The organism is Sphingomonas changbaiensis NBRC 104936, assembly GCF_000974765.1.
In the GTDB taxonomy this organism is placed as follows: Bacteria; Pseudomonadota; Alphaproteobacteria; order Sphingomonadales; family Sphingomonadaceae; genus Sphingomonas_B; species Sphingomonas_B changbaiensis.
Window position 1 is genome coordinate 57,254 of record NZ_BBWU01000021.1, and the last position, 25,950, is coordinate 83,203.

General features: G+C 67.2%; 18 protein-coding genes. 4 read left to right on the plus strand and 14 right to left on the minus strand.

The features are described from left to right. Window positions 1–74: 74 nt before the first annotated feature. Window positions 75–323, minus strand: coding sequence for a hypothetical protein (locus tag SCH01S_RS05095; protein ID WP_169746356.1), 249 nt, complete (start codon window positions 321–323; stop codon window positions 75–77). 144 nt (window positions 324–467) lie between these two features. Here SCH01S_RS05095 and argJ point away from each other — a divergent pair, with 144 nt between their 5' ends. After that, a complete protein-coding gene (gene argJ / locus SCH01S_RS05100) occupies window positions 468–1,691 on the plus strand; it encodes a bifunctional glutamate N-acetyltransferase/amino-acid acetyltransferase ArgJ (RefSeq protein ID WP_046347701.1) in 1,224 nt (407 codons plus the stop codon). Window positions 1,692–1,694: 3 nt separating this feature from the next. Beyond that, window positions 1,695–2,150, plus strand: coding sequence for a GFA family protein (locus tag SCH01S_RS05105; protein WP_046347702.1), 456 nt, complete (start codon window positions 1,695–1,697; stop codon window positions 2,148–2,150). 194 nt (window positions 2,151–2,344) lie between these two features. Here SCH01S_RS05105 and trxA read toward each other — a convergent pair whose 3' ends face one another. The 13 genes from trxA to SCH01S_RS05170 all read right to left on the minus strand — a co-directional run bounded on the left by trxA (window position 2,345) and on the right by SCH01S_RS05170 (window position 24,117). Further along, complete coding sequence (gene trxA / locus SCH01S_RS05110; RefSeq protein WP_046347703.1) at window positions 2,345–2,665, minus strand: thioredoxin; 321 nt, start codon at window positions 2,663–2,665, stop codon at window positions 2,345–2,347. A gap of 75 nt (window positions 2,666–2,740) precedes the next feature. Next, window positions 2,741–6,214 carry a double-strand break repair helicase AddA gene (addA, locus tag SCH01S_RS05115; protein WP_046347704.1) on the minus strand — a complete coding sequence of 1,158 codons (3,474 nt, stop codon included), beginning with the start codon at window positions 6,212–6,214 and terminating at the stop codon, window positions 2,741–2,743. Continuing rightward, window positions 6,214–9,321: a PD-(D/E)XK nuclease family protein gene (locus tag SCH01S_RS05120; protein ID WP_245612161.1), complete on the minus strand. Its 3,108-nt coding sequence runs from the start codon at window positions 9,319–9,321 to the stop codon at window positions 6,214–6,216. Before SCH01S_RS05120 ends, addA begins: the two co-directional genes overlap by 1 nt. Before the next feature lie 178 nt (window positions 9,322–9,499). Then, window positions 9,500–10,261, minus strand: a complete 762-nt coding sequence (locus SCH01S_RS05125) for a nucleotidyltransferase family protein (RefSeq protein WP_046347705.1) — start codon at window positions 10,259–10,261, stop codon at window positions 9,500–9,502. Continuing rightward, window positions 10,258–11,229 (minus strand): aminoglycoside phosphotransferase family protein, encoded by a 972-nt coding sequence (locus SCH01S_RS05130; protein ID WP_046347781.1) that lies wholly within the window; start codon window positions 11,227–11,229, stop codon window positions 10,258–10,260. The genes SCH01S_RS05125 and SCH01S_RS05130 overlap by 4 nt, the downstream gene beginning before the upstream one ends. Continuing rightward, window positions 11,226–11,669, minus strand: coding sequence for a tRNA (adenosine(37)-N6)-threonylcarbamoyltransferase complex ATPase subunit type 1 TsaE (gene tsaE, locus SCH01S_RS05135; protein WP_046347706.1), 444 nt, complete (start codon window positions 11,667–11,669; stop codon window positions 11,226–11,228). Before tsaE ends, SCH01S_RS05130 begins: the two co-directional genes overlap by 4 nt. A 130-nt stretch (window positions 11,670–11,799) precedes the next feature. Beyond that, window positions 11,800–14,154 (minus strand): sensor histidine kinase, encoded by a 2,355-nt coding sequence (locus tag SCH01S_RS05140; RefSeq protein WP_046347707.1) that lies wholly within the window; start codon window positions 14,152–14,154, stop codon window positions 11,800–11,802. A 28-nt stretch (window positions 14,155–14,182) separates the two neighbouring features. Continuing rightward, a complete protein-coding gene (locus tag SCH01S_RS05145; RefSeq protein WP_046347708.1) occupies window positions 14,183–17,560 on the minus strand; it encodes an amidohydrolase family protein in 3,378 nt (1,125 codons plus the stop codon). Between the two features lie 119 nt (window positions 17,561–17,679). Next, on the minus strand, window positions 17,680–18,072 hold the full coding sequence (locus SCH01S_RS05150) for a hypothetical protein (RefSeq protein WP_046347709.1): 393 nt from the start codon (window positions 18,070–18,072) through the stop codon (window positions 17,680–17,682). A gap of 150 nt (window positions 18,073–18,222) precedes the next feature. Then, window positions 18,223–21,153: a TonB-dependent receptor domain-containing protein gene (locus SCH01S_RS05155; protein WP_245612162.1), complete on the minus strand. Its 2,931-nt coding sequence runs from the start codon at window positions 21,151–21,153 to the stop codon at window positions 18,223–18,225. Window positions 21,154–21,435: 282 nt separating this feature from the next. Continuing rightward, the gene (ahcY, locus tag SCH01S_RS05160) at window positions 21,436–22,842 is read right to left on the minus strand and encodes an adenosylhomocysteinase (RefSeq protein ID WP_046347710.1); all 1,407 of its coding nucleotides are present in this window, start codon (window positions 22,840–22,842) and stop codon (window positions 21,436–21,438) included. Between the two features lie 147 nt (window positions 22,843–22,989). Next, window positions 22,990–23,475, minus strand: a complete 486-nt coding sequence (locus tag SCH01S_RS05165; protein WP_046347711.1) for a hypothetical protein — start codon at window positions 23,473–23,475, stop codon at window positions 22,990–22,992. Window positions 23,476–23,586: 111 nt separating this feature from the next. Next, window positions 23,587–24,117 carry a GNAT family N-acetyltransferase gene (locus SCH01S_RS05170; protein ID WP_046347712.1) on the minus strand — a complete coding sequence of 177 codons (531 nt, stop codon included), beginning with the start codon at window positions 24,115–24,117 and terminating at the stop codon, window positions 23,587–23,589. Between the two features lie 72 nt (window positions 24,118–24,189). Between SCH01S_RS05170 and rpiB the strand changes: the two genes are divergently transcribed. Then, window positions 24,190–24,639 (plus strand): ribose 5-phosphate isomerase B, encoded by a 450-nt coding sequence (rpiB, locus tag SCH01S_RS05175; protein ID WP_046347713.1) that lies wholly within the window; start codon window positions 24,190–24,192, stop codon window positions 24,637–24,639. Then, a complete protein-coding gene (gene glyA / locus SCH01S_RS05180; protein ID WP_046347714.1) occupies window positions 24,636–25,949 on the plus strand; it encodes a serine hydroxymethyltransferase in 1,314 nt (437 codons plus the stop codon). Before rpiB ends, glyA begins: the two co-directional genes overlap by 4 nt. Window position 25,950 lies beyond the last annotated feature (1 nt).

A 25,950-nucleotide genomic window follows, 5' to 3' on the forward strand; every position in this document is an offset into this window, starting at 1 on the left:
GGAATACCTATCGATAATGGAGATCAGATCGGGCGGATGCCGCGCCCGGCGGTGAAGAATAAGCGCCGCGGGCGCTATTCGATCCGGCGCTCGTCGACCGGGTGCGACTGAGGCGTGAGGACCTGGCGGCCGATATCGGGCGCGTTCGTCGCTTCGACGAAGCTGACCAACGCGGGTGCCAGGCGTCGGACGGCCGCCGATTCGCTTGCCTGCTCGACTGCGCCGGGCAGCGCGGACGCGATCACGATCGGCTCGCTGGCGCGCGCAGCCGCAGGGCCGGCGATCAAGCCGGTGATGCCCGCGATCAGCGCCAGAAGGTGCACCAGAAAACGCAAACGATGTCCGTTCAACAACAAGAATTCGGCAGTGCCGCGTGACATAGTGTCGACCCGCGGGCGCGTCCACTACCCACGATCGACGTTTGCCACGTCTAGCATCGTGGTGGGCGGGTGAGTATCGGCTGAGCCATGCCCGACCGCTCTCCTCTCGCCCGCCCCTTCCCCGACCTGCCGCCGCTTGCCGGCGCCCGCCCAGCGGTCGCGCGGGCGCGATACAAGGAATGGGATCGGTGCGACCTGACCTTCGTCGCACTGGACGAGGGCACGGCGGTCGCGGGCGTGCTGACCAACAGCAAATGCCCGTCGCCCGAAGTCGAATGGTGCCGCAAGGCACTGACGCTCGGCCAGGCGCGGGCGCTGGTCGTCAATGCGGGTAATTCGAATGCTTTCACCGGCAATCGCGGCAGGGCTGCGGTCGAGGCGATCGCCGCGCGGGCGGCGGCGCATCTCGGCTGCCAGCCGTCGGACATATTCATCGCTTCAACGGGCGTAATCGGCGTGCCACTGCCGATCGACAAGGCGGAAGCCGGCCTCGACGCCGCGTTTGCTGCACCCGCGTGCGACTGGCTGGCCGCGGCCGAAGCGATCGGCACCACCGATACTTTCCCCAAAGGCGCGGTCCAGACGGCGGTGATCGGCGGCCGAATGGTCACGCTCGCTGGCATCATCAAGGGCTCTGGCATGATCGCGCCGGATATGGCGACGATGCTCGGGTTCATCTTCACTGACGCCGCGGTTGAGCCCGGCTTCCTGCAGCAGCTGCTGGCGGCAGCGAACCGGCGGACCTTCTCCTGCATCACCGTCGACGGCGACACATCGACGTCCGACACCGTGCTCGCTTTCGCGACGGGCAAGGCGGGCAATGCGCCCCTCGCCTCGTTCGACGATGCCGGCGCGGATGCCTTCGCGGCCGCGCTGGAAGCATTGTGCCTGAAACTCGCCCAGCTCGTGGTGCGCGACGGCGAAGGCGCGTCGAAGTTCATCGAAGTGCAGGTGACCGGCGCCACGACGGACGGCAGCGCCCATCGGATCGCGATGAGCATCGCCAACTCGCCGCTGGTCAAGACCGCAGTCGCGGGCGAGGACGCCAATTGGGGCCGCGTGGTGATGGCGGTCGGCAAGGCCGGTGAGCCTGCCGACCGCGACAAGCTTTCGATCCGCTTCGGCAACACCATCGTCGCAGACGGCGGCTGCGCGGTCAGCGGCTATGATGAAACGCCTGTCGCCCAGCACCTGAAGGGCGAGGAGGTCGAGATCGGCGTGGACCTCGGCCTCGGCGCCGGCCGCGCGACGGTTTGGACCTGCGACCTGACGCACGGCTATATCTCGATCAACGCCGATTACCGGAGCTAAGCGATGGCGGAATGGACGGGCGGCTGCGCGTGCGGAACGGTGCGGTACCGGCTGAACAGCGCGCCCTCCGACGCCGGATGGTGCCACTGCCGCACCTGCCAGCTGAACTCCGGCTCCCCTGCAATGGCGTTCGCGACCGTGCCGTTCGACGATTATGAGATCGTGAAGGGAACGAGCAGCGTGAGCCGCTTCGCCTCAAGCGACTTCGGCTGGCGCATCTTTTGCGGCGAATGTGGCACGCCGCTTGGCATGCATGTGCAACACCAGCCGGATACGATCGACTTCAGCGTGGCGACCTTGGACGAACCGGGCCGCCTCGCGCCTGGCTTCCACATTTTCTACGCCAGCCGCATTCCTTGGGCGGAAGCGTGCGATGACCTTCCGCGCCACGATCGCTTCCGCCCGGATACGCGAGGGCTCAGCGGAACCGAGCCGCCTCTGCAAACACCTCTCCCGTAGGGAGAGGTCGAGTCAGGCGTCAGCCTGACCGGGTGAGGGGATACGGAGGCTGATTTCCAAGCACCGATCCCCTCACCCCGCTCGCGGCATTGCCGCGAGTTCGGATGAGATTGTGTCCCCCGGACACAATCTTCGGCTGTCCGGGGGACAGCCGAAAATCCGAACTCCCTCTCCCTATGGGAGAGGGGATTTTCTTAAAGCTCGCCCTCCAGCCAACCCTTGATGTGGCTCTTGGGCGCGGCGCCGACCTTGGTGGCCGCGGGCACGCCGCCCTTGAACAGGATCATCGTCGGAATGCCGCGCACGCCGTAGCGGACGGGGGCGTCGGGATGATCGTCGATGTTGAGCTTGGCGATCGTCACGCGGTCGCCGAGTTCGCTCGCGATCTCTTCGAGGGCCGGGCCGATCTGCTTGCACGGGCCGCACCATTCCGCCCAGAAATCGACCAGCACAGGCTTGTCGGCCTGAAGCACGTCGGTCTGGAAGCTCGCGTCGGTGATCTGCTTGGTGGCCATGCGTTCAACTCCTTGTTCGCGACCTACTTAGGGATGCCGCGGGGAGCGCTCAACTGCCCCGCGCGGCAAAGATTGTTACACCTCCGCAAAGCCGGGCTTGAACCGCGCCAGTGTGTCGGCATCGAGCGGCAGCAGCACTGGCCCGGCGGTATAGAGCAAAGCCGCCTCGACCGGCCGATCGGGAAAAACACGGGCGAGCGCCGCGGCATAGGCGGCCATCTGTTTCAAATGGGATTCGGGCGCCTCCGCAAGAGTAGCGGGCGCGCGGCGATTGGTCTTGAAATCGACGACCAGCACGCGCTCGTCCGACACGTGCAACCGGTCGACCTTGCCGGCGATGACCTGCCCTTCAACCACGGCTGCCAACGGCACTTCCGCCAGGGCATCGGGCGCGAACACGGCGGCAAAGCGCGGATCGGCGATGACGGCGCAGCTCACCCCGATCAATTCGGATCGAAGCTGCGGATCGGCGACACCGCCCGCCCCCGCCAGCCAGCGCTCGCCGGCCTCGGCGCGGAGCTCGGGTTGAATCGAGGGCAGCCGCTCGAACAACGCATGCAACAGCCGTCCCCGCTCCGCCGCGGCGCGCATTTGCGGCGAAGGCGGCGGATCGGCGGCATCGTCCAGCCCGATCGACGACGGCGCGAGCGGCCGCGGCGGCCGCGCCTCCTGCGGTGCCGGACTGCGGCTCCATCCCGGCAAGGGCGCCGATGGAGGCGCAACCGGTTTTTCCGCGGGCTTCGGCCTGGCCACTGGTTGCGGCGACCGGCCTGCCCATTCGAGCCGCCCGTCATCCAGCGGTTCGGCGCCGAGCGCCTTCAGCCCCCGCTCGACCGCGGCGTACCAGCTGTCCTCCGGCGGCACGCCTTTCGCCCGCGGGCCGAGCGCGCCGCCGACATACAGCCGCTCCTCCGCACGCGTCATCGCCACGTAGAGCAGCCGCCAATGCTCCTCGCGATCCTTTCGCTCGGCTTCGGCAAGATCGTCGGCGAGCGAACCGGCCAGTTCGTCCTTGCGCGGGCGGAACAGCGGCAGCGGCTCGTCCAGCCCTTCGACGCGCCAGTCGAGGCGGTTGCGGCGGTTGGCGCCCGGATCGGTGGTCGCGTCGGCCAGGATCACCAGCGGCGCCTGCAAGCCTTTGGCGCCGTGCGCGGTCATCACCCGCACCGCATCGAGCGGCTGCGACGGATCGCGCACGATATCGACATCGCCGCGATCGAACCAGTCGAGGAAACGTTGCAACGACGGCGTCGCCTGCCGCTCGAACGCGAGCGCCGCGGACAGCAATTCCTCGACCGGATCGCGCGCCTCCTCGCCCAGCCGCCCGAGCAGCTTGCGCCGGCCGTCGAGCGGGCCGGACAGGATGCCTTCGAAGAAGCGGTAGGGCGTGGTGAAATCGGCGGCGTTGAGCATGGTGGTGAGCTGTTCGACTGCACCTTTCATCCGTTCGCTTCGAGCGAAGTCGAGAAGCGCTAGCTCGGAGCAAGTGGATGCACGTTTCTCGACTTCGCTCGAAACGAACGGATGTTTGTTTGCCAGCTCGCGAATGTGCCGCCACAAACTCCCCTTGCGCGGCACGGCGTGCGCCAGCAGTTCCTCCTGGCTCCAGCCTATCAGCGGCGAGACCAGCAGGCTGGCGAGCGTCAGATCGTCATCCGGCTGCAGCGCGAACCGCGCCGCCGCGAGCAGGTCGCGCACGGCGAGCGGCGCGTTCAGCCGCAGCCGGTCCAAACCCGCAACCGGCACGCCCTCGGCATAGAGTCGGGCAACGATCGTGGAGGCAAGGTCGCCGCGTTTCCTGACCAGCACCATGATGTCCTGCGGCCGGAGCGGCCCTTTGCCGAGCATCATCGGCTCGGCGAGCCAGGTCTTGATCTGGCGGGCAAGGTCGGTCGCGAAACGCCGCTGGGCGTCGTCGACCCAGCCCTCCTCACCGTCCTCGTCCTCCGCCTGCTCGGCCGAGACCGGCTTCCAGAGCGTCACCAGCCCCGGCCCCGGCACGCCGCTTCGGTGCGGCTCGATCCGCACGCCCGCTCCGAGTGCGCTTTCGGGCAGGCCGGCGATCGTTGCGTCCACTGCTTCCAGCACCGGGGGCGTCGAGCGGAACGACCGATCGAGCGACAAGTCCTGAAGGCCCTTTCGCTTCTTTACGCCCGCCGCCTGACCCGCGAAGTAATCGCGTGCCGCAGCGAAAAAGATCGGGTCAGTTCCTTGGAAGCCAAAGATCGCCTGCTTGTAATCGCCGACTGAAAAAATCGTGCGAATCTTCAAGCCATCGGCACCGTCCCCGGCGAAGAACTCGTCCGCGAGTGCTTTGATGATGCGCCATTGATTGACGTTGGTGTCCTGTGCCTCGTCGACCAGGATATGATCGGTCGCCTGATCGAGCTTGAAGCGGATCCACTCGCCCATGCCGGGCTCACCCAACAGCCGCACCGTCGCGCGGATCAGGTCGTCAAAGTCGACGACGCCAGCCGCTCGCTTTGCTTCGGCATAGGCGCGGGCATAGGCGCGGCCCGCCTCCAGCGCGGCGGCGAACAGGTCGGCAAGCCGTGCGCGGACGCGGAGCTCGATCAGCTCCTTGCAGCGGCCGTGCAGCCGCGACGCGAGCTCGGCATAGCCGCCGGTCTGCGGCGCCTGCCCCTTGCCGAACGAGCGCGGATCGCCCTTCGCCGTCGCCCAGACGCTGTGCAGTTCTTCCAGCGCCAGCGCGCGGTCGCCGGGCGACAGACCGCGCCAGCGGCCGATGATCCCAGCGCGATCCAGCCCCTTGGCCGTGCCCCAGTCGCGATTGTCGAACGCGACCTGTTCCAGGCTGGCGAGGTCGAACAGCGCGTCGCCGCACTGCTCGGCGATGTGCGCCTCGATGTCGTCGATCGGAATCTCGAGCGCGCGGCGGACGAACGGCGCGATCCCGGATGGCAATTGCTCCATTGCATCCGCGGCGCGGGCGCAGTCGCGAAGGAACATCTCCGCGCCTTCTTCGCCCAGCCGCCGGCTCAGCGCCTGCAGGTCGGCGATCAGCCCGCGGCGCCCTTCGCGCTCCGCCTGGAGCACCAGGTCGGCGAGCACGCGCCGGGCCAGCGCCGCTTCCTCGCGTCCTTCCAGCGGCCGCATGCCGGGCGCGAGGCCGGCCTCCAGCGGAAACGACGCCAGCAGCGCCTGCGCGAAGCTGTGGATCGTCTGGATGCGCAGGCCGCCGCCGCGCGCGTCGAGCACTCGCGCGAACAGCCCGCGCGCCTGGGTCTGCGCGGCGGGTCCGAAATCCTCGCCCAGCGCTTTCAGCTCGGCTGCCAGTTCCGGCCCCGGCAGCCGCACCCAATGCGCCAGCCGCTCACTCAGCCGGTTCGCCATTTCCGCGGCGCCGGCCTTGGTGAAGGTCAGGCACAGGATCGACGACGGATCGGTGCCGGGGCGGAGCAGCAGCCGCAGCACCCGCGCGACCAGCACCTGCGTCTTGCCGGTCCCGGCCGACGCCGACAGCCACACCTGCGCGTGTGGGTCCGACGCAGCGAGTTGCTCATCCTTAAGCCGAGGAAGCGGCCGCATCAGCCCCTCTCCCCTTGCGGGAGAGGGAGGGGCCCGCTCGCCGCAGGCGAGTGGGAGGGAGAGGGACTGAGCTTTTCCACGCTCGCTGCGCTTCGCTCTGCCCCCAGCATCGGGCCGGAACTGCCCCCGGCAGTTCCTGGACCATGCGGGGCATGGTCCACCCGATTGCTCCCGCTCGGCTTCGCCGAGTCGCCCTCTCCCGCAAGGGGAGAGGGGCTAGCGTCCCGCCCATACCATTCGTCCAGCCGCATCAGCTGGTCGTAATCCCCGTACGGGGCATGTTCCGGGTGCAGCTTGGCGGTGAACGGCTCCGCGCCGGTCAGCCAGCGTTCCACCGCGCCCTGCAGGTTGCTCGCCGCACGCGCGACGAACTGGTCGGTGAAGATGCGGCCGCCCTTCCCCGCCGGATCGACCGGCGACACGATCTTGCCGAACCCATCCTGCGTGTTGCGGGCGAGCGACCAATATTCGAACGCGCCCGCGGTGCCCGACACGCCGTCGAACGCGCCGCGTTCCGCCATCAATCCGATCAGCCCAAGCTGCTGGGCATAGCCGCTCGAGACTTGCTTCGGCGACGGCGCATTGCCGGTCTTGTAGTCGATGATGACAAGACTGCCGTCCGGGCGGCGGTCGATGCGGTCGGCGATCCCTTTCAGGGTGACGCCGAACACGTCTAGCTCGCCCTGGCACTCGACCGCGAGCACTTTGTGCCCCTCGGCCTTGCGCTCCGCCATTTCGGCCGCGATCCAGTCGATCGCCTCGATGAGCCGCGGCTCCCACAGCGCGCGCATCAGCGGGTGCGCGTCGGCGCCGGCCAGGAACGCCTCCGCGCGCGGGCGAAGCTTTGTCGGGTCGCAATCATCCTCTTCCGCCCATTGCTGGAGCACGAGGTGAACGGCCGTCCCGCGCCAGGCGGCGGTCGGGTCGGCATCGACCATGTCGAGCGGGAACAGCCGCAGCATCGCCTTGGCGTAGAATGCGAAGGGATCGGCCTTGAGCCGGTCGAGATCGGTGACGGAGAGGCGCTTCGGCCGGTCCCCCACCGGCGGCGCGGGCGCCGGACGTGGTGATGGACGCGGTTCCTCCACGCCGTCGAGCGCCTGCGCCCAATGCTTGAGCCGCTCGGCGCGGGGCAGGCCGCCGGTCAGCGCTTCCAGCCGCAGCCAGAAGCGCGAGGCGACCGCCGGCCCGCGCGCATCGCGCCGGGCGCGCGTGATCAGCACCTGCGGCGCCCCGAGCGCACCGGCGAAACTGTGGGCGGCAAGGCCGATCCGCGTCTCCAGCCCCGGCAGGCCGAGTTCGGCGCGGATGCGGGGCGCCAGCCACGGATCGGGCGACGGCAGCGCCGGCCATGTGCCTTCGTTCAGGCCGGCCAGGATCGTCAGGTCCGCCTGCTGCAGCCGCGCCTCGATAAGCCCCCGGATGAAGATGCGCGGATGCCCACCCTGCGGCGGCCGCACCGCGACGCCGTTCATCAGCTCGGTCAGCATTGGACCGAGCGCATCGGTTTCGATCCGCCCCGGCCCCTCGGGCCCATATTCTTCAAGTCCGGTGAGCAACTCGGCAGCAGCACGCCCCGCCGGCTTGGCCCAGACCTCGTCGCCTGCGAGCCGCTCCGCCGTCTCGCGAACGGCCGCGAGCAGCGAGACCAGCGAGTTCTCGCCGGAGAACGCGTCCTCAAGGGGCCCGAGCCACGCCCGCGCGCGCTCGGTCGCAACCGTCTCCGGCAAATGCGCGAGCCCCGGCGCCGGCCTCGGCCCCCGCAATTCCCGGTCCAGCCGGCGCACCTGTTCCAGCCATTCCGCCCTGCCCTCACCCGCCTGCACGAGCGGATGCTTTAGCAGGGCCAGCAGCGGCACCGGCGCGAACCGCTCGGCCGCTGCTTCGACGATCGCCAGCAGTAGCGTGCCCGGCGGCGTCACCGACAGCGGCACGCCCGCCGAATCGTCGGCGTCGATCCCCCAGCGCTTCAGATGCGCCGATACGCGCTGCGCCAGTCCGCGATCCGGCGTCACCAGCGCCGCCGTGCGCCCGGGCGTCTCGAGTGCCCCGCGCAACGCCAGCGCGACCGCCTGCGCTTCATCGGCAGGCGTTGCGACCTCAAGCAACTCGACACCCGATCGATCGCGCTCCTTGCGCGGCAGATCAGTCCATTCCGTGGTGAAGCGCGCCGGGGCGAGCGCGTTGGAGATCAGCCGGCTTCGCCCGGCGCGCGCAGCATGGCCACCGCCCCACCGCCAGCGCTCGACCTCGCCGCGCGAAACGCCCATCCGGTCGAGCAGCAGCTTCAGGTGATATTGCGGATGGGTTTCGACCGGTCGCTCGGCGATCCCCGTCTCCGGGTCGGGACGATGCGGCCCGAGCGTCGCCCATTGCACCTCCGGCATCGCGGTATCGAGCGCATCGAAAATGAGGCGGCCGTTCGGCATGAAGGCGATCGTCTTGAGCACCCCTGCCACGGCCGGAGCAGCCGTCGAGATACCGGCCGCAACGACGAACCCGGCCGGCGGCGCGGTACGCCAGCGCTTCGCGACCCGCTGCAGCAGCCGATTGCGCCGCTCGGCCAGGTCGATCCGCCCGAGCCGCGCCAGCTCCTTCGGCCAGCGGTCGAGCACCAGTTCGAATAGCTGAAGCGACCGCGCCCAATGCTCGGTCAGTTCGCCGACATCGACCTCACGCAGTCGCTGCGGCGGGACGTCTTCGACATAGAGCTGGTCGAGGGTGCGCGCGAGTTCGGCGGCCAGCCGCATCGCTTCGCCGCCCCGCGCCCCGCCGCTCTCCTCGATCAGGCGGGCGAGGATCAGCTGGCGTTGAAGCGGATCGACGGCCGGCGGGATCGGCTCCTCGTCGATCGGATCGAGGAACGCGCCGATCCGTTCGTCCAGCTCCGGATCGCCGATCGGCACCAGCCGCGGCAGCAAAAGCCCGCCATCCGCTCGCCGCACGAAGGCGTCCTGAATCGCCCGTGCGGCACGATTGTTCGGCACCAGCACCAGCCCGCGCGCGAGCGTCAGCCGGTCCCGTCCCTCGCGCGCCATCAGCCCGGCCGCAAGCGCGTCGGCGAAGCTTCGATGCGGGGGGATGGTATAGACGGACGGACGGATCACAGTGCCAACCGTAGCTGCTCAAACGCCGGTGTCGAGCCGAACAAGTCCTCCCCTTAGAGGGGAGGTGGCGCGCGCAGCGCGACGGAGGGGTGTCAGCGCTTCAGAACAGGACTCCAACTGCGACACCCCTCCACCACGCGCTGACGCGCGCGCTCCCCCTCCCCTTCCAGGGGAGGATTTATCCGCTGGCCAGGATCGCTTCCGTGCGCTTGACTGCCGGCGGCGTGCCGACGTCGAACCACAGGCCATTGTGCACCAGCCCGAATGCGCGGCCTTGGGCAATCGCGCGGTCCCAGAGGATATTCAGCGAGAACGGCTCCGCCTTGGCGCCTTCGAAAAGCCGCTTCGACACGATCTGGACCCCGGTGAACACGAAGGGCGCCACGCGGCCCGGCTTGCGGCGGCTGAGCCGGCCGGAGCCGTCCATGTGGAAATCGCCGCGGCCGGTGTGGCAGTTGGCGCGCGCGAGCGGGACGAGCAGCAGCAGCGCGTCCATCTCCGCGTCGTTCCAGCGCGCCGCGAGCGCCCGAATCGAGTCGGCGGGACCATCGACCCACAGATTGTCGCTGTTGACGACCAGAAACGGGTCTTCGTCGATCAGCGGAAGTGCCTTGACCAGCCCGCCACCGGTTTCGAGCAGCTGCTCACGCTCGTCGGATACAATGATCTCAATGCCTTGAACGCGCCGCTTCAGATGGGCTTCGAGCGCATCGGCCAGATAGTGGACGTTGACGACAGCGCGCTTCACGCCCGCCGCCTTCAGGCGATCGAGCGCGTGGTCGAGCAGCGGCTTGCCGGCTACGGGCACCAGCGGCTTCGGGCGCGTCGCCGTCAACGGCCGCATGCGCTTCCCCAGCCCGGCCGCCAGCACCATCGCCGTATCGAGCGGCGGCGCCTTTGGTTGCGGGCGAAGCGCAAGCGGCTTCTTGTAGCGGCTCATGCGATCGTCGCGCTTCCACGCTTGTCGGCAGGAATGTTGGCGTCGAACCAGGCCTTGACGGGCGCCAGCGCGGGCTGCGCCAGGTCGCGCTCCAGATAGTCCCAGACCCGCGGCAGGTAGGAAAGATAGCGCGGCTTCCCGTCACGCTTGTACAGGCGCGTGAAGATGCCGACGATCTTGGCGTTCCGCTGCGCGCCCAACAGCCAGTAGGCATCGCTGAACCCGTCAGCTGGCCGCGCCGTTTCCAGGTAGCGGTTCAGCATGTCGGCCTCGAGCGCTTCGGGCACGTCGCGCCGCGCGTCCTGCAGCAACGACACGAGATCATAGGCGGGGTGGCCGGCCAGCGCGTCCTGGAAATCGAGCAGGCCCAGGCCGTCGGTCCCCTCCCGGCCGTCGATCAGCATGATGTTTTCGGCGTGATAATCGCGCAGCACCGTCACGGATCGGTCGTGGAGCAGCGGCGCCAGCGCTTCCCTCCAGGCCGCGCGATACCCGTCGGCATCCACATCAAGGCCAAGTGCGGGCGCGTACCATTCGGTCAGCAGGCCGGCCTCGCGCAGATATTCCTTCTCGTCATAGGGCGGCAGGTCGGCAGCGCGGTGCTTGTGCAGCTTTGCAAGCAGGTCGACCGCGTCCGAATAAATGCGCAGCTCTGCTTCCGGCGCGGCGTCGAGCACTTCGCGCATCCGCGCATCGCCGAAATCCTCGAGCAGGACCAGGCCATGCTCCAGGTCCGCGGCGAGCGTGTGCGGCGCCGAGAAGCCGAGCGCGATCAGATGCTCGGCAATCGTCAGGAACGGCCGCGGGTCCTCGTGCGGCGCGGGAGAATCCATCAGCACCGCATGCCGTCCGGGGGCTTCGACGCGGAAATAGCGACGGAACGAGGCATCGCCGGCCAGCGGCAGGATTTCGGCATCGTGCCAGCCGGCGCGCTTCAGGAATTCGGGCGCGGCGGCGGGCGGAGTCATCGGGGCGACCATCGCGCCTCCCATGACGGCGGCACGTCGGCTGTCAAGCGCCGCCCGCCTTCGGGCACGGCTTCGATCCGCAGCTTCAGGGCATCCCGCCACCAATCCGCGCCCAGCCGTTCGGGCCATTCGACCAGCAGCACGTGATCGGCGCTCAGCTCGTCCAGCCCTAGTTCCTCCGCCTCGCCCGCATCCTCGATCCGGTACAGGTCGACATGCGCGACCGGCAGCCGCGTTTCGGGCGGCGCATAGGTCTGGACGATCGCGAAGGTCGGGCTCGGCGCCTCGCCTTCGAGTCCGAGTGCCGCGAGCAGGCCGCGCGCGAGGGTCGTCTTGCCGGCGCCGAGATCGCCGGACAGGGTGACGACGTCGCCGAGGCGCACGAGCGCGGCAAGCCCGGCGCCGAATGCAAGCGTGGCGGCCTCGTCGGGCAGGTTCATATCTGTTCCCCCGCTCGGCTCGGCCTGAGCTTGTCGAAGGCCTCCCTTCCCTTTGGAACAGCCAAGCCAAGAAGGGCGGGCTTCGACAAGCTCAGCCCAAACCGGCATTCGGGTTTCAGACCCGCCACGATCACTTCCGCGGCAGCTCGACCGTGACCGCGGTCCCCTGCCCCGGTTCCGAAGCGAGGGTCAGCGATCCGCCGTGCGCCTCGACGAATTGGCGCGCGAGCGGGAGGCCCAGGCCGAGCGAGCTGCCACGCTCGCCTTCGTCCGTGCTGCGGCTGAACCGGTCGAACGCGCGCGCCTGTTCCTTGGAGGTCATGCCGGGGCCGCTGTCCGAAATGACGATCCGCACCGTCTCCTCATAGCCTTCGCCACGAAGCAGGATCTGGCCGCCGGGTGGCGTGAAGCGGATCGCATTGGCAAGGAGATTGTCCAGCACCTGGCGGATGCGCCGGGCATCGCCGTTCATCGTACCGAGAGTCTTTTCGATCTCGACCGTGAATTCGATCGACTTCTCCGATGCGGCGGCGTCGGTCGCCTTGGCCGCCTCGCGCACGATGCGGCGCACATCGACGGACTTCTTCTCCAGCGGCAGCCCGCCCGCCTCGCTCTGCGTCAGGTCAAGCACGTGATCGATAAGCGTGCTCAGCCGCGCCACCGAATCGAGGATCGCGCGCACATATTCGTCGGCGGTGGGCGCGAGCTCGCCGGCATAGCCGCCCGCCAGCATTTCCGCGAACCCGCCGATCGAGGTCAGCGGAGTCCTCAGCTCATAGCTCATGTTGGCGACGAACGCGGTCTTGACCCGGTCCGCATCCTCCAGCGCCTCGTTGCGGTCGCGCAGCGCCGCTTCAATGCGCCGGCTGTCGGAGATATCCAGCATCGTGAACAGCGCGTTGCCGTCCGGCAGCGGCACCGCGGCGAACTCGAAGTGCCGTCCGTTCTTCAGCGCGACACGGCCGCTCCGCTGCTTCCGGTCCTGGGTGGCAACCCGCACCAGCTCGCGGATGACAGCCGCACGGGAGGGATTGGCGAGCTGGCGTCCGGCCGCTTCGGCCAGCTGATCGACGCGCGGGTGCTTCGACAGGAACGCTTCGTCCAGGTCCCACACGTCGCGGAATTTCTGGTTCCAGAGCTGCAGCCGCCCGTCGGCGGCGAACACGCCGACCGCTTCGAACAGATTGTCGAACGTGGCCGCCCGCACGCGGAGCAGCGTGTCGCGCGCGCTTGCCAGTGCGACCTGCTCGGTCCGGTCCTCGAAAATCAGCAGCAGCCCGCCATCGGGAAGGGGCTGCGCGACGACGCGCAGATGGACGCCGCCCGGCAGCATCCAATTCTCTTCCTGGCCCTCGTCGGCGGCGGTGAACCAGCCGCGCCGCTCGTCGCGCCAGGCGCGGAAGTCGCGGACTTCAGGGAGCCGCCCGGTTTCCCGCATCCGTTCCAGCACGCGGTCGAACTCGGGGCCTTCGGACAGCCATTCGGGCTTGATTGCGAACAGCCGCATGAAGGCCTGGTTATAAAAGCTCAGCGACCGATCCGCCGCGAACTGCGCCACGCCCGCGGACAAGCGGTCGAGCAGATCGCGCTGCGCGTCGGCGAAGCGCCTGAAGGCCAGGCGCGCCTGCTCCAGCTCCTCGACATCGATTGCGTAGCCGGCCACGCCGGCATTGCCGAGCGGCACGTCGACGACCGAAAGGCTGCGCCGTTCGCCGCCGACCGTGGCGGGCAGCACGCGCGAGCTCATCAGGCCGCTTTCCCGCGCGGCCGCCGCTGCGGCGATCGGGTTGCGTCCGGGCGCGGCCTCGACCAGTTCGACCCCGCGCGTGATGACGTCGGCTGCGTCCTCCGCCTCGACCGCCTTCACGTAGGCGCTGTTGACGAGCGTCAGCTTCAGGTCCGGCCCGCGGTGCCACATCGGGATCGGTGAAGCCTCGATCAGTCCCGACAGCGCATCGAACGCCTTGGCCAGCCGATCGGCTTCGTCCGACAGCCGGGCAATCTCGGTCCGGACCTCGGTCGCATCGAAAAGATAGAGAATCGCCGTGCCCGATTCCGCGACCCCAGCCGGCGCCGGCCCGCCTCGCACCGTGAAGTTGCGTTTCGATTGCTGCGGACGAATCGTGCGATGAAAGCTCTTGCCGGTCGATTGGGCGAGGCGAATATCGTCTTCGAGCGCGGAGAGGTCGCTTTCCCACAGCCCGCGCCCCGGCCCGCACAACGCGCCGAGCGTCGCCGGCTGTTCGTCCAGCCCCAGCCAGTCGGCCAATCTCTCGGACCCTTCGAGCGCGCCGTCCGCGTGGACCAGCACGATCAGCGCCGGCGCCGAGCCGATCAGCGCGTGCAGGCGACTGCACCTGAGCTCCGCCTCCTGCGCGCTGCGCCGAAGCCGGAGCCCGGTTGCAAGCGCCCAGACGGCGGCCCCGAGCCACAAGGCCAGGAGCGCGCCGATGATGGCGGCCTCAGGGGTCGTCAGCGCGAGCACGCGAGCGTCTTAGCGGGACTTGGCCGGATCAGATATCCCCATCGCTGTGCGACGCCCCGGCCTTGCCGGCAGACGCGGTTCCGGAGGCTTCCCACCAATAGGGCTGGCGCTTCCACGTGCCGGTCCCGACCTCGTTCATCGTCATCGGGTCGTACATCCGCCCGCCCAGCATCACCCTGCTGATCTTTTCGGTGTTGCGGATGTTCACCGTCGGATCGGCATCGAGCACGATCAGGTCGGCGAGCTTGCCGACCTCCAGCGAGCCGACATCCTTCGCGTAGCCGAGCGACGTCGCCGGCATGATCGTGCCGGCGCGGAGCGCGTCGATCGGCGACCAGCCGCCGCGAACGAACGACCACATTTCCCAATGCGGCCCCATGCCGGCCTGCTGGCCGTGCGCGCCGATCGACACCTGGATGCCCTTGTCGGCCAGCTTCTTCGCCTCGCGCGCACTGTCGTCGTCGACATAATCCTCTTCCGGCGCGATCTCGCGGCGCGTGTTCTGGGAAGCGAGGACGCCGGGCGGAATGTGCCGCATCAGCACCGGCTGGCGGAAGACGTCGGTGTGCGACCGCCAATAGGGATCGCCCGCCGGACCGCCATAGGTGACGACCAGGGTCGGCGTGTAGTTGGTCTTGGTCTGGGTCCAGAACTGGATCAGGTCGTCGTAGAAGATATCGAGCGGGATGTTGTGCTCGACGGTCGAGTTGCCGTCCTGGATGTGGGTGACGTCCAGCGCGTAGAGCGACCCGCCTTCCGGCACGACTTCCATGCCCTCGGCCTGCGCCGCGCGCACGATCATCTGACGCTGCTCGCGCCGCGGCTGGTTGTAGTTCTTGACCGAATGCGCGCCCTGCGCCTTCAGGCGCCGCACGTCCGCCAGCGCATCCTCATATGTGTTGATCTCCGCGTAAACATCGGGCGCCTTGGCGCCATAGATGATCTCGCCGGTCGAGAAGATGCGCGGCGCCAGCACCTTGCCGGCCCGCTGCATTTCCGACGTCACGAAGATTTCCGACGCGCGCGCCGAAGGATCGTGGATCGTCGTTGCGCCCATCGCCAGATTGACGATATCCGACCAATTCTGCTGCGGGACGAGCCCATCCTCGCCCTGCGGCCCATGCGCGTGCGCGTCGACCAGCCCGGGGATGATCGTCTTGCCAGCGACGTCGATCGTCTTGACGCCGGCCGGGATCGGGGTCGAGCCGCGCGGGCCCACCGCGACGATCCGGTCGCCCTGGATCACGATCACGCCATCATCGATGATGCCGCCGTCCTTGCTGGCCATCGTCACGATCTTCGCGCCGGTCAGCGCGAAGGTGCCGGTCGGCTTGTCGGCCGCGACCTGCATCGACAGGTCGGTGCCGGTCCGCGGCGGCTGGAACTTGGGCGCATTCTCGCCCGACGGCGCTGAGTTGAAGAAGCCGGAGGATTCGGCGGTGAACACGGTCGGCCCCATGCTCCAGTGGAGCTGGCGGCCGTCGTTCGACCAATGGATGAAGTCGGCGCCCTCGGCGCTGACGCGCGTGACCGGCATCGGTCCGCCCTTCTCATCCGCCGACACGTCCTGCGTGCCCGGCATCAGCGGCATCACGAACGCCTCATAATTCTGGCGGAACGCGACGAAGCGGCCATCGGGCGAGACTTCATAGTCATTGACCAGATCGCCGGTCGCATGGACGCGCTTCGCCTGGCCGGAAAGGTCGGACGAGACGAGCTGGCGCTTGCCCTTCTCGCTCATGATCATGAACACGCGGTCGCCCGAGGCGCCGAACTGCGGCACGGCCCCGTCCTTCGCGACGCGCACCGGCGCGCCGCCCGAGGCCGCGACCTTGTAAACGCCCGGATCGTTCGACCATATGTCGGAAGTCAGGAAGCCGCCCTCGACGCGCTCGAACACGATCGTCTTGCCGTCGGGCGAGAATTGCGGCCGCGCATAGTGCCCCGGCTGCGTGGTCACGTCCTTTGCCGACCCGCCGCTTGCCGAGACGGTGCGGATGCGGCCGAGACCCAGGTCGGTCCAGTCGACGAATGCGATCGTCCGCCCGTCGCGCGACCAGGTCGGATACATCTCGAAACTGTCGTCCTTGGCACTGGTCAGCCGCCGCGCCGCGCCGCCCGACATCGGCTTGATCCAGAGCTTGCCCAGCGTCTCGAACACGACCTGCCGCCCGTCCGGAGAAACGGTCGGCCAGCGCGGCATCTTGGTCGTGAATCTGTCGGGCGCGACCTCGACCTGCGGATGCGTCGCGTCGATCACCACGCGCGTATCCTGCACATGGAACGGGATGTCCGCAGCGCCCGTGCCGTCCGCGTTCACGCGCCGGATCTTGCCGCCCGCCCAGAAGACGACGCTCTTCGCATCCGGCGTCCACGCCATATTCGGGTACACGCCCGTCACCGCCCAGGTCTCCTGCACGTCCTGGTCGAGATCGTCGTAGATCTTGCGCTCTTCGCCCGAAGCGAGATCGCGGACATAGAGCTTGGACTTGGCCCGCTCGCGCCGCACGAACGCGATCTTCTTGCCGTCCGGCGACGGGGTCGGCCGCACGGACCCGCCGGCGCCTGAGACGGTCGTCGTCACTTCGCCGGTTTCGAGATTATAGTTCTCGATGTGGAACAGGTCGGTGTTCGAGTTCTGCGCATACTCGAAGATCGGCCCCGGCGTGACGTTGCGCTCGTAATAGATGCTCTTTCCGTCGGGCGCGTAGATCGGCTCGCCCAGTTCCTTCTGCAGCACCTCGCTGGCGCGCTTGACCAAGGGCACGCCGCCGCCCCCCGAGACATGGTACAGCCAGACCTCGCCGGTGCCCAATGAACGGCCGGTCGTGAAATGCTTCTTGGCGACGATGAAGCGGCCGTCCGGGCTCCAGCTCGGCTGGTTCAGCAGGCGGAAATCCTCCTTCGTCACCTGCCGCTTGTCGGAACCGTCGACGTTCATCACCCAGATATTGTCGCCGCCGCCGCGATCGGAGACGAACGCAATCCGCTTGCCGTCGGGCGAAAAGCGCGGCTGCTGCTCATAGGCGAGCCCTTCCGCGATCCGCGTCGGCGTGCCGCCCGCGATCGGCATCGTGTAGATGTCGCCCAGCAGGTCGAACGCGATCCACCGCCCGTCGGGCGACACATCGACGTTCATCCAGCTGCCTTCGCTGACATTGATCGGAATCTGGTGCGTGACCATGCCCGGCGGCGCGTTCACGTCCCACTTCTCGGACTTGGCCGGATTGATCGCCGGAGTTTTAGCGCCAGCCGGCGGCAGCGGCGCACTGCGCTGCTCCGGATTGAGGACCTGGTTCTCGGGTGCCTGCGTCTCCTGGACCGGCTGCGGCGGCGTCGGCGTCTGCGCGAAGGAAGAGGTCGTCGCCAGCAAGCCGGCGACCAGCGCGGTCAGTCGAATCGTCATGTAATGAGCATCCCCAGGATTTGTTCTGGTCCAATGCTCTAGAAGCGAACGGTCGCGCCCCACAAGGGACACGACCGCTGCTTTTCGATGAACGTCGTCAATGCGCTTGGAGCATCACGTCAGCCGGCCTGAAGCGGCTTTGCACTCTTGCTGCCTGGCCGAACGCTGAAGATGGCGCGCGCCGCTTCGCGCGGCGTGAGGCCGGGGAGCATCGCGGCCTGCTGCATGTGATCGGCCTCGGTGCCGCAGGCGAATTGCGCGACCGCGGAGATTTCGTCCGTTGGCGATCGCGCGCCACAACGCCCGGTCCAGGTCGCCGTGCTGACCGTCCCGTCGCGCGCGATCCGGACGGCGTTCACGCTGGCAGTCATTCCCGCATGCCGAACCGTATCGCCATCGACGAACACGGCTGCATCATCGCCGGAATCCCCCGCGACCCACCACCAGTCCGCCGCATGCGCCGGGGCGGCAAGCGATGCGGAAAGGAAAAGCGCGGCTGCGATCGTCTTCATGTTCAACTCCCTGGCCCGTGCGGGCATTGTCGGAAGAAGAACGATCGGGCCGCATCGCCCGATCCGTGGCAAGATGGTTAACGCCTTCGAAGCAAACGAGCCCGCCCCCTTTCGGGAATGGGCTCGCCGCCATTCAACGCCTGTCTGCGATCAGAACTTCACAGTCGCGCCGACATACATGAAGCGGCCGACATTGTCGTAGATCGCGTCGTCGCCATTGCCGAGCAGCCCCAAGGGCGGCTGCTTGTTGGTCAGGTTGTCCACGCCGCCATAGAAGGTGAAGCGCTTGTCGACGTCCAGCGACGCCCGGATGTTGTGGTAGACAACGGCCGGATAATAGACCCGATCGGCGTAATAGGGATTGAGCGCCGGCACGCCGTTGGTGTCGTGCTGGGCTTCCCAATCGGTGATCGACTGCTTGCCGATATAGCGGAGCTGATAACCGACCGTCAGGTTCTTGTGGGTGTAATCCGCCGACAGGTTGAACTGATAGACGGGGTCGCCCAGCTCACCCTTTACCCGCTCCGGCTGGGTCGGTGCATCCAGATACGGATAGTCCGTCCGGTTGCGGACCCAGTTGCCGACGAACCGCAGCGCCAGCTTGTTGTCCGCGTCAAAGCTGTGATTGTAGGCGATATCGAGGTCGATGCCCTTGGCCTGAAGCGCCGAGAAGTTCACGGTGCTCTGGAGCAGGGCCGGACGCGCGAAATAGCCGTTCGCCTGGCGCGGATTGATCAGCTTGCAGAACTGGTTGTCGAGCGTCGGCGCGTCGTAACACGCGTCGAGGATCGTCTGCGCGTCGACCGCATTGATCACGTTGTTGATGCGGATATCATAGTAATCCGCCGTGATCGCCAGACCCGGAATGAAGGATGGCTGCACGATCACGCCATAGGTCCAGCTCCGCGACTTCTCCGCCGTCAGGTTCGGATTGCCGCCCGACAGGAACTCGGTCGAGCTTGCCCGCGCAACGTCGTTGACGAAGCCGGCCGGAACGCCCGCCGCCGCACAATTCGCAGCCCGCGTGGATTTGCCCTTGTCGATGAAGTTCACATCGCAAGGATCGTCCAGCAGGTCGAAGTTCTGCGAGGGCGAGTTGTAGAGGTCCGTGAGGGTCGGCGCCCGCACCGAACGCGAATAATTCACACGGAACTTCACGTCGCGGATCGGGGAGTAGATGCCGCCGGCGTTCCAGGCGAACACCGTGCCGGTCGAGCCCTTATAGTCGGCAACGCGGCCGGCGCCGTTGAGCGTCAACTCTTGCGCGAACGGCAGATCGCGAAGGATCGGCAGCTCCAGCTCGCCATAGGCTTCCTTCACCGCGAACGAGGGCGGACGGAAGTCCGGGATCGCGTTGAAGAAGGTGTCGCCGCCCTTGACGCTGTCGTCATAGACGTACGACGCCGTCTCGCGCCGATACTCGCCGCCGATCGCGAAGCGGACCGGCCCACCCGGCAGCTCGAACAGCTGCGAGCTGTCGCCGACCAGGTTCGCCACCACATCGAGCTCGCTCGCGCGGCCGCGGCCATGCGAGGTCGTGTTGATGTAGTTCAGCGCGGCCTGGCTGGGTGCGCCATTGCCGAAGATGTTCAGCGGCACGCACGACGGATCGGTGACGCTGGTCTGGTTGATCCGGCAGACGATCTGGCCATCCGCGTTCCGCACCGCGTCGACCGCGTTCAGGAAACGCGACTCGTAACGGTTGTTGTAGAAATTGGATCGGCTCCAGAACCGGCCGTAGTTGACCGAGACGTCGTACTTCCAGTCGTCGTTGAAATTGCCTTCCACGCCGCCGACGATGCGGAAGGTGTCGCGCTGGTCGAACTCGTCACGCGTACCGAAGTCGACATTGTTGCGGTTGACGCGGAAGAAGGTCGATCCGGCGGGAAGCAGGGACTGGATCGTCGCCGCAGCCGCCGGGTTCAGGAAGGCGTTGTCAAAGAAGATCGGCGTGCCCGAACCCAGATAGGTGTCGGGATCGGCGCCACTGCCCTGGGGTCCGCCCTGACCGAACGTCGGAGCGCCCTGGTTGAAGCTCTCGACCCGGACGAACTTCGCCTCGATGAACGGCTTGAACGCGTCGGACACGTCGAAATGGCCGAGCACGTTCGCGACATAGCGCTTCAGGCGCGGATAGAGCGTGCCGGTATCGTTCAGCGTCGCGCCGTCGCCGCCCTGGTTGTTGCCGGAGCCGGCGGGACGGAAATCGGTGCCGTAATTATACTCGTAGAGCGTCCCGTCCGGATGGAAGCCGAACACGCGCGGCGCGCCGTTGTCGCGGCAGGCGGCGGCGATGCCACCGGCTCCGCACTTGAGCACGCTGCTGCCGTTATAGGCGATGAAGTTGCCGCCATTGTCATAGCCGAAGCTGTGGACGCCGGTCAGGAAGGTGCGATCCGGGATCGTGTTGTCGTTCTTCGGGCTGTCGACCAGCTGGAACTGACGGCGACCGGCATAGGCTCCGGTGAGGCCGGGCCGGTCGGCATAGGTCAGCAGGTCCGACTGGTTATATTCCAGGCTGACGGCGACGTTGCCGCGGCCGTCCGCGAAATTCTTGCCCCAGGTCGTCGACAGCCGATAAGTCGGCCGGTCGCCATGGCTGGTGATGCCGGCCTGCGCGTTGGCCGTGAACCCGTCGAAATCGCGCTTCAGCACGAAGTTGACGACGCCCGCCATCGCGTCCGAACCATAAACGGCCGAGCTGCCGCCGGTGACGACGTCGACGCGTTCGATCAGGTCGGTCGGGATCGTGTTCGTGTCGACCAGGAAGTCGCCGGGCGACGAGGTGATGTGGCGCCGGCCGTTGACCAGCACCAGCGTGCGCGTTGTACCCAGGCCGCGCAGATCGAGCAGGTTGAGGCCCGAGGTGCCGATATACTGGGTCGAGTTCGCCTGGCTGTACGTCGAACGCAGCGACGGCAGGTCGTTGAGCACGTCGCCGACCGCGACCTGGCCGGAACGGGTCAGGTCGGTCGCGGTCACCGTGGTGACCGGAATCGGCGAATCGAGCGTCGGCCGCGAGATGCGCGAGCCGGTGACGACGATGTCCGCGCCCATGTCGGCGGAGGCGTCAGCCGTCACCAGCGGAGCCGCGGCTTCGGGGGTCGCGGTCTGGGCAAAGGCTGCTGATGAAAGAGAGGCAGTTAGGATCGATACACTGGTAAGAAAACAAGCACGCTTACTGATACGCATTCCAAGCTCCTGAACCACCCACGTCCAGTCGCTCCCCGCGCGCCTCCTTGCTGCCGCCGCCCGGTGCGGCAACCGTAATTCCCGCAATCCGAACCGAAAATCGCGAGTTTGGCATGAAAAAGGGGCGGCGCGATCCTTCGATCGCCCGCCCCTCTTTTCAACGGCTTGTCGTCAGTAGCGATAATGGTCCGGCTTGAACGGCCCCTCAGTCGAGACGCCGATATAGTCGGCCTGCTTCTTGGTCAGCTTGGTCAGCTTCACGCCCAGCTTTTCGAGGTGCAGCATCGCCACCTTCTCGTCGAGGTGCTTCGGGAGGACATAGACTTCGTTCTTGTAGTTGGCGTGGTTCTTCCACAGCTCGATCTGGGCGATCGTCTGGTTGGTGAATGACGACGACATCACGAAGCTCGGGTGCCCGGTCGCGCAGCCCAGATTCACCAGCCGCCCCTTGGCGAGGACGATGATCTTCTTGCCGTCCGGGAACTCGACCTCGTCCACCTGCGGCTTGATCTCGGTCCACTTCATGTTCGCCAGCGCGCCGATCTGGATCTCGCTGTCGAAGTGGCCGATGTTGCACACAATCGCCATGTTCTTCATCTCGCGCATGTGATCCAAAGTGATCACGTCGGCGTTGCCGGTCGCGGTCACGAAGATGTCGGCGCGCTTGGCGGCCTCCTCCATCGTCACGACTTCATAGCCTTCCATCGCCGCCTGCAGCGCGCAGATCGGATCGATTTCGGTGACGAGCACGCGCGCGCCGCCGTTGCGGAGCGACGCGGCCGAACCCTTGCCGACGTCGCCGAAACCGGCAACCGCGGCGATCTTGCCGGCCAGCATCACGTCCGTTGCACGACGGATCGCGTCGACCAGCGATTCCTTGCAGCCATAGAGATTGTCGAACTTCGACTTGGTGACGCTGTCGTTGACGTTGATCGCCGGGAACGGGAGCTTGCCCTTCTTGGCGAGTTCATAGAGCCGGTGGACGCCGGTCGTGGTTTCTTCCGACACGCCCTTGATCGTCTGGACGGTCCTGGTGAGGTAGCCCGGACGCTCGGCGAGAAAGCGCTTCAGCGTCGCGACGAAGATTTCCTCTTCATCATTGGTCGGCGCGAACAGCTCCTCGCCGGCCTCAACGCGCGCGCCCCACAGCGCGAACATCGTCGCGTCGCCGCCATCGTCCAGGATCATGTTGCAGGTCTGGTCCTGCCCCCAATCAAAGATGCGGACGACATAGTCCCAATATTCCTCGAGCGTCTCGCCCTTCACCGCGAACACCGGCACGCCCGACTTGGCGATCGCCGCGGCGGCGTGGTCCTGGGTCGAAAAGATGTTGCAGCTTGCCCAGCGCACCTGGGCGCCGAGCGCCGTCAGCGTCTCAATCAGCACCGCGGTCTGGATCGTCATGTGCAGCGACCCAGTGATGCGCGCGCCCTTGAGGGGCTGCTCGGCGCCATATTCCTCGCGCAGCGCCATCAGGCCCGGCATTTCGGTCTCGGCGATCTCGATCTCCTTGCGGCCGAAATCGGCAAGGCTCAGATCGGCGACGACATAATCTTTGGCTTCGAGAACGGTGGCCACGGGCAATCTCCGGCAGAAGAACAAACCGGCCGCCCACACTCTCGCGGACGGCCGGGTTGCCGGTGCCTTTAGCGCCGTGGAGCGCTCAAAGCAAATATAAAGATATCTTTATATGCACCCCAGGGGAAGCCGGGCGGGGCATGTTGTTCAACGGCGCGAAGCGATATCCAGCGGCGCCTTCGTCACGCCGCGGCAGCGCGAACCGTCGAGGGCCGGCTCAAGATTGGCGTCGAGCGCGACCTGATAAAGCTTCTCGGCCGAGCCATTGGCGGCGAGCCCTGCGCGCACCACCGAGGCGACATCGCCGCAGTCCATCCCGTCCGTGCCCGCGCCGTAGCGATTGGCCACCGTCGTCATGTAATTATCGTATGCATTGAGGCCGCCGAAATGGGCCTTCAGCTCCGCATTGGCCTTGATCAGCGCCGGGCGGCTGACCTGGACGAACCGGTTGTAGCTGCTGAGAAAGCTCGCCGATGTCTTGCGGCACCGAAGCGCCTGGACCATCAGCATCGTGTCGAGTTCGCGAACCTGGGCGGCCTGGTAGGCAGCCTGAGTCCAGCAGGCGGCGTTCGCCGAGCCTGCAAGCATCGCCGTCGCCGTGGCAGCAGCGAGCGCCTTGTTGATGATCCCCATAATATTCCCCGATCGTGCGGCCGCATCAGCGCGGCCGATCCCCATCCTGCGGGAGAGAGTTGTCGGGAATCTTTTGAGATCTGGTTAACGGCCCGGAAAACCTGTGTCTTTTCAGGCACTCCGTTCGAGCAGCACCAGCTCCTTGCCGCGGTAGGACCCGCGTTCGAATTCCGCATAGCCGAGCGCTTCGGCCGTGCGGATCGACGGCGTGTTCTCCGGATCGATCATGCACACGGTCCGCGACCAGCGATGTTCCGACTCGCCCCAGCGCAGCGCCGCGTTCATCGCCTCGCGCGCATAGCCTTTGCCGTGCCCGATCGGCAGCAGCACCCAGCCGGCCTCGGGCGCGCCATCGAAGCGCTCGCCCAATCCGCGCCGGCCTTCGAATAGCCCGACATCCCCGATGAAGCGACCGGTCGCGAGTTCTTCAACCGCCCACAGGCCGTATCCATTCACTGCCCAATGGCCGACATAGCGCAGCAACCGGTTCCAGCAGTCTTCTTCCGCGACCGGCTGACCGCCGAAATGCCGCACCACGACCGGGTCCTGCCAAAGCTCGATCAGGCGCGGCGCGTCGTCACGCCGGTGGGGACGGAGGCGGAGCCGCTCGGAGCGGACTTCGGGGGCGCTTCTGTGGATCATCGGCTCTGGCTAGTGGCAAAACAATCACCACATCCCTAAAGAGCGCGCAACGATTCCCGCCAGGAAGCCGCCATGACTCGCATCGCCATCGCCTCCGATCACGCCGCCGTCGAGCTGAAGACGATGCTGCGCGACTGGCTCGGCGAGCGCGGCCACGAGGTCCTGGACCTCGGCACCGCGACCGAAGCATCGGTCGACTATCCCGATTTCGGCTATCGCCTTGCCGCGGCGATCGAAAAAGGAGAAGCGGAGCAAGGCGTCGCGCTGTGCGGATCGGGGATCGGCATTTCGATCGCGGTAAACCGCAACCACGCCTGCCGCTGTGCGCTCGTCTCCGAGCCGCTGTCGGCCCGGCTGGCCCGCGAGCATAACGACGCCAACGTGATCGCGATGGGCGCGCGGCTCGTCGGCCCGGACATGGCAAAGGCCTGCATCGAGACCTTTCTTTCCACCGACTTCCTCGGCGGGCGCCATCAGCGCCGCGTCGACAAACTCTCCGCATCCGCCAGGGAACCCGCATGAGCACCAATCCACAGACGCTTCACGACGTCCAGTTCGAAGGCTTTTTCACACGCGACCTGGCCGACGCCGACCCGCAAGTCTTCGCAGGCGTCCAGCACGAGATCGCGCGCGAGCGGTATCAGATCGAGCTGATCGCGTCCGAGAACATCGTCTCCAAGGCGGTGCTGGAAGCACAGGGCTCGGTGTTCACGAACAAATATGCCGAGGGCTATCCGGGCAAGCGCTATTACCAGGGCTGCGCGCCTTCCGACGAAGTCGAGACGCTGGCGATCGAGCGGGCGAAGCAGCTCTTCGGCTGCGGCTTCGCAAACGTTCAACCGCATTCCGGCGCGCAGGCGAACGGCGCGGTGATGCTGGCGCTGACCAAGCCCGGCGACACGATCATGGGCATGAGCCTCGATGCCGGCGGCCACCTGACCCACGGCGCGAAGCCCGCCATGTCGGGCAAATGGTTCAACGCGGTCCAGTACGGCGTGCGCCCCGACGATCATCTGATCGACTTCGACCAGGTCCGAGACCTCGCCAAGCAGCACCAGCCGAAACTCATCATCGCGGGCGGCTCGGCCTATCCGCGGATCATCGACTTCGCGGCCTTCCGCCAGATCGCCGACGAAGTGGGCGCGCTGTTCATGGTCGACATGGCCCATTTCGCTGGCATCGTCGCGGGCGGGCTGCACCCCTCCCCGTTCGAGCACGCGCATGTCGTCACCACCACCACGCACAAGACGCTGCGCGGCCCGCGCGGCGGCATGGTGATGACCAATGACGAGGCGATTGCGAAGAAGATCAACTCGGCCGTATTCCCGGGCCTTCAGGGCGGGCCGCTGATGCACGTCATCGCCGCCAAGGCGGTCGCGTTCGGCGAAGCGCTGCGCCCCGACTATCGCAGCTATATCGCCGCCGTGGTCGAGAACGCGAAGGTGCTGGCCAGCCGGCTGAAGGAGCGCGGCGCCGATCTCGTCGCGGGCGGCACCGACACGCATCTGGCGCTGATCGACCTGCGTCCGCTGGGCGTCACCGGCAAGGATGCCGACGAAGCGCTGGAGCGGGCGGCGATCACCTGCAACAAGAACGGCATCCCGTTCGACCCACTGCCGCCGGTCAAGACCAGCGGTATTCGCGTCGGCTCCCCCGCCGGCACCACGCGCGGCTTCGGGCCCGCCGAGTTCCGCGAGATCGGCGACATGATCGCCGACGTGCTGGACGGACTACGCCAGAAGGGCGAACACGGCGATTCCGCGGTCGAGGCCGACGTTCGTGCCCGCGTCCGCGCCCTGTGCGAGCGTTTCCCGATTTATCCGGAGCTCTGAC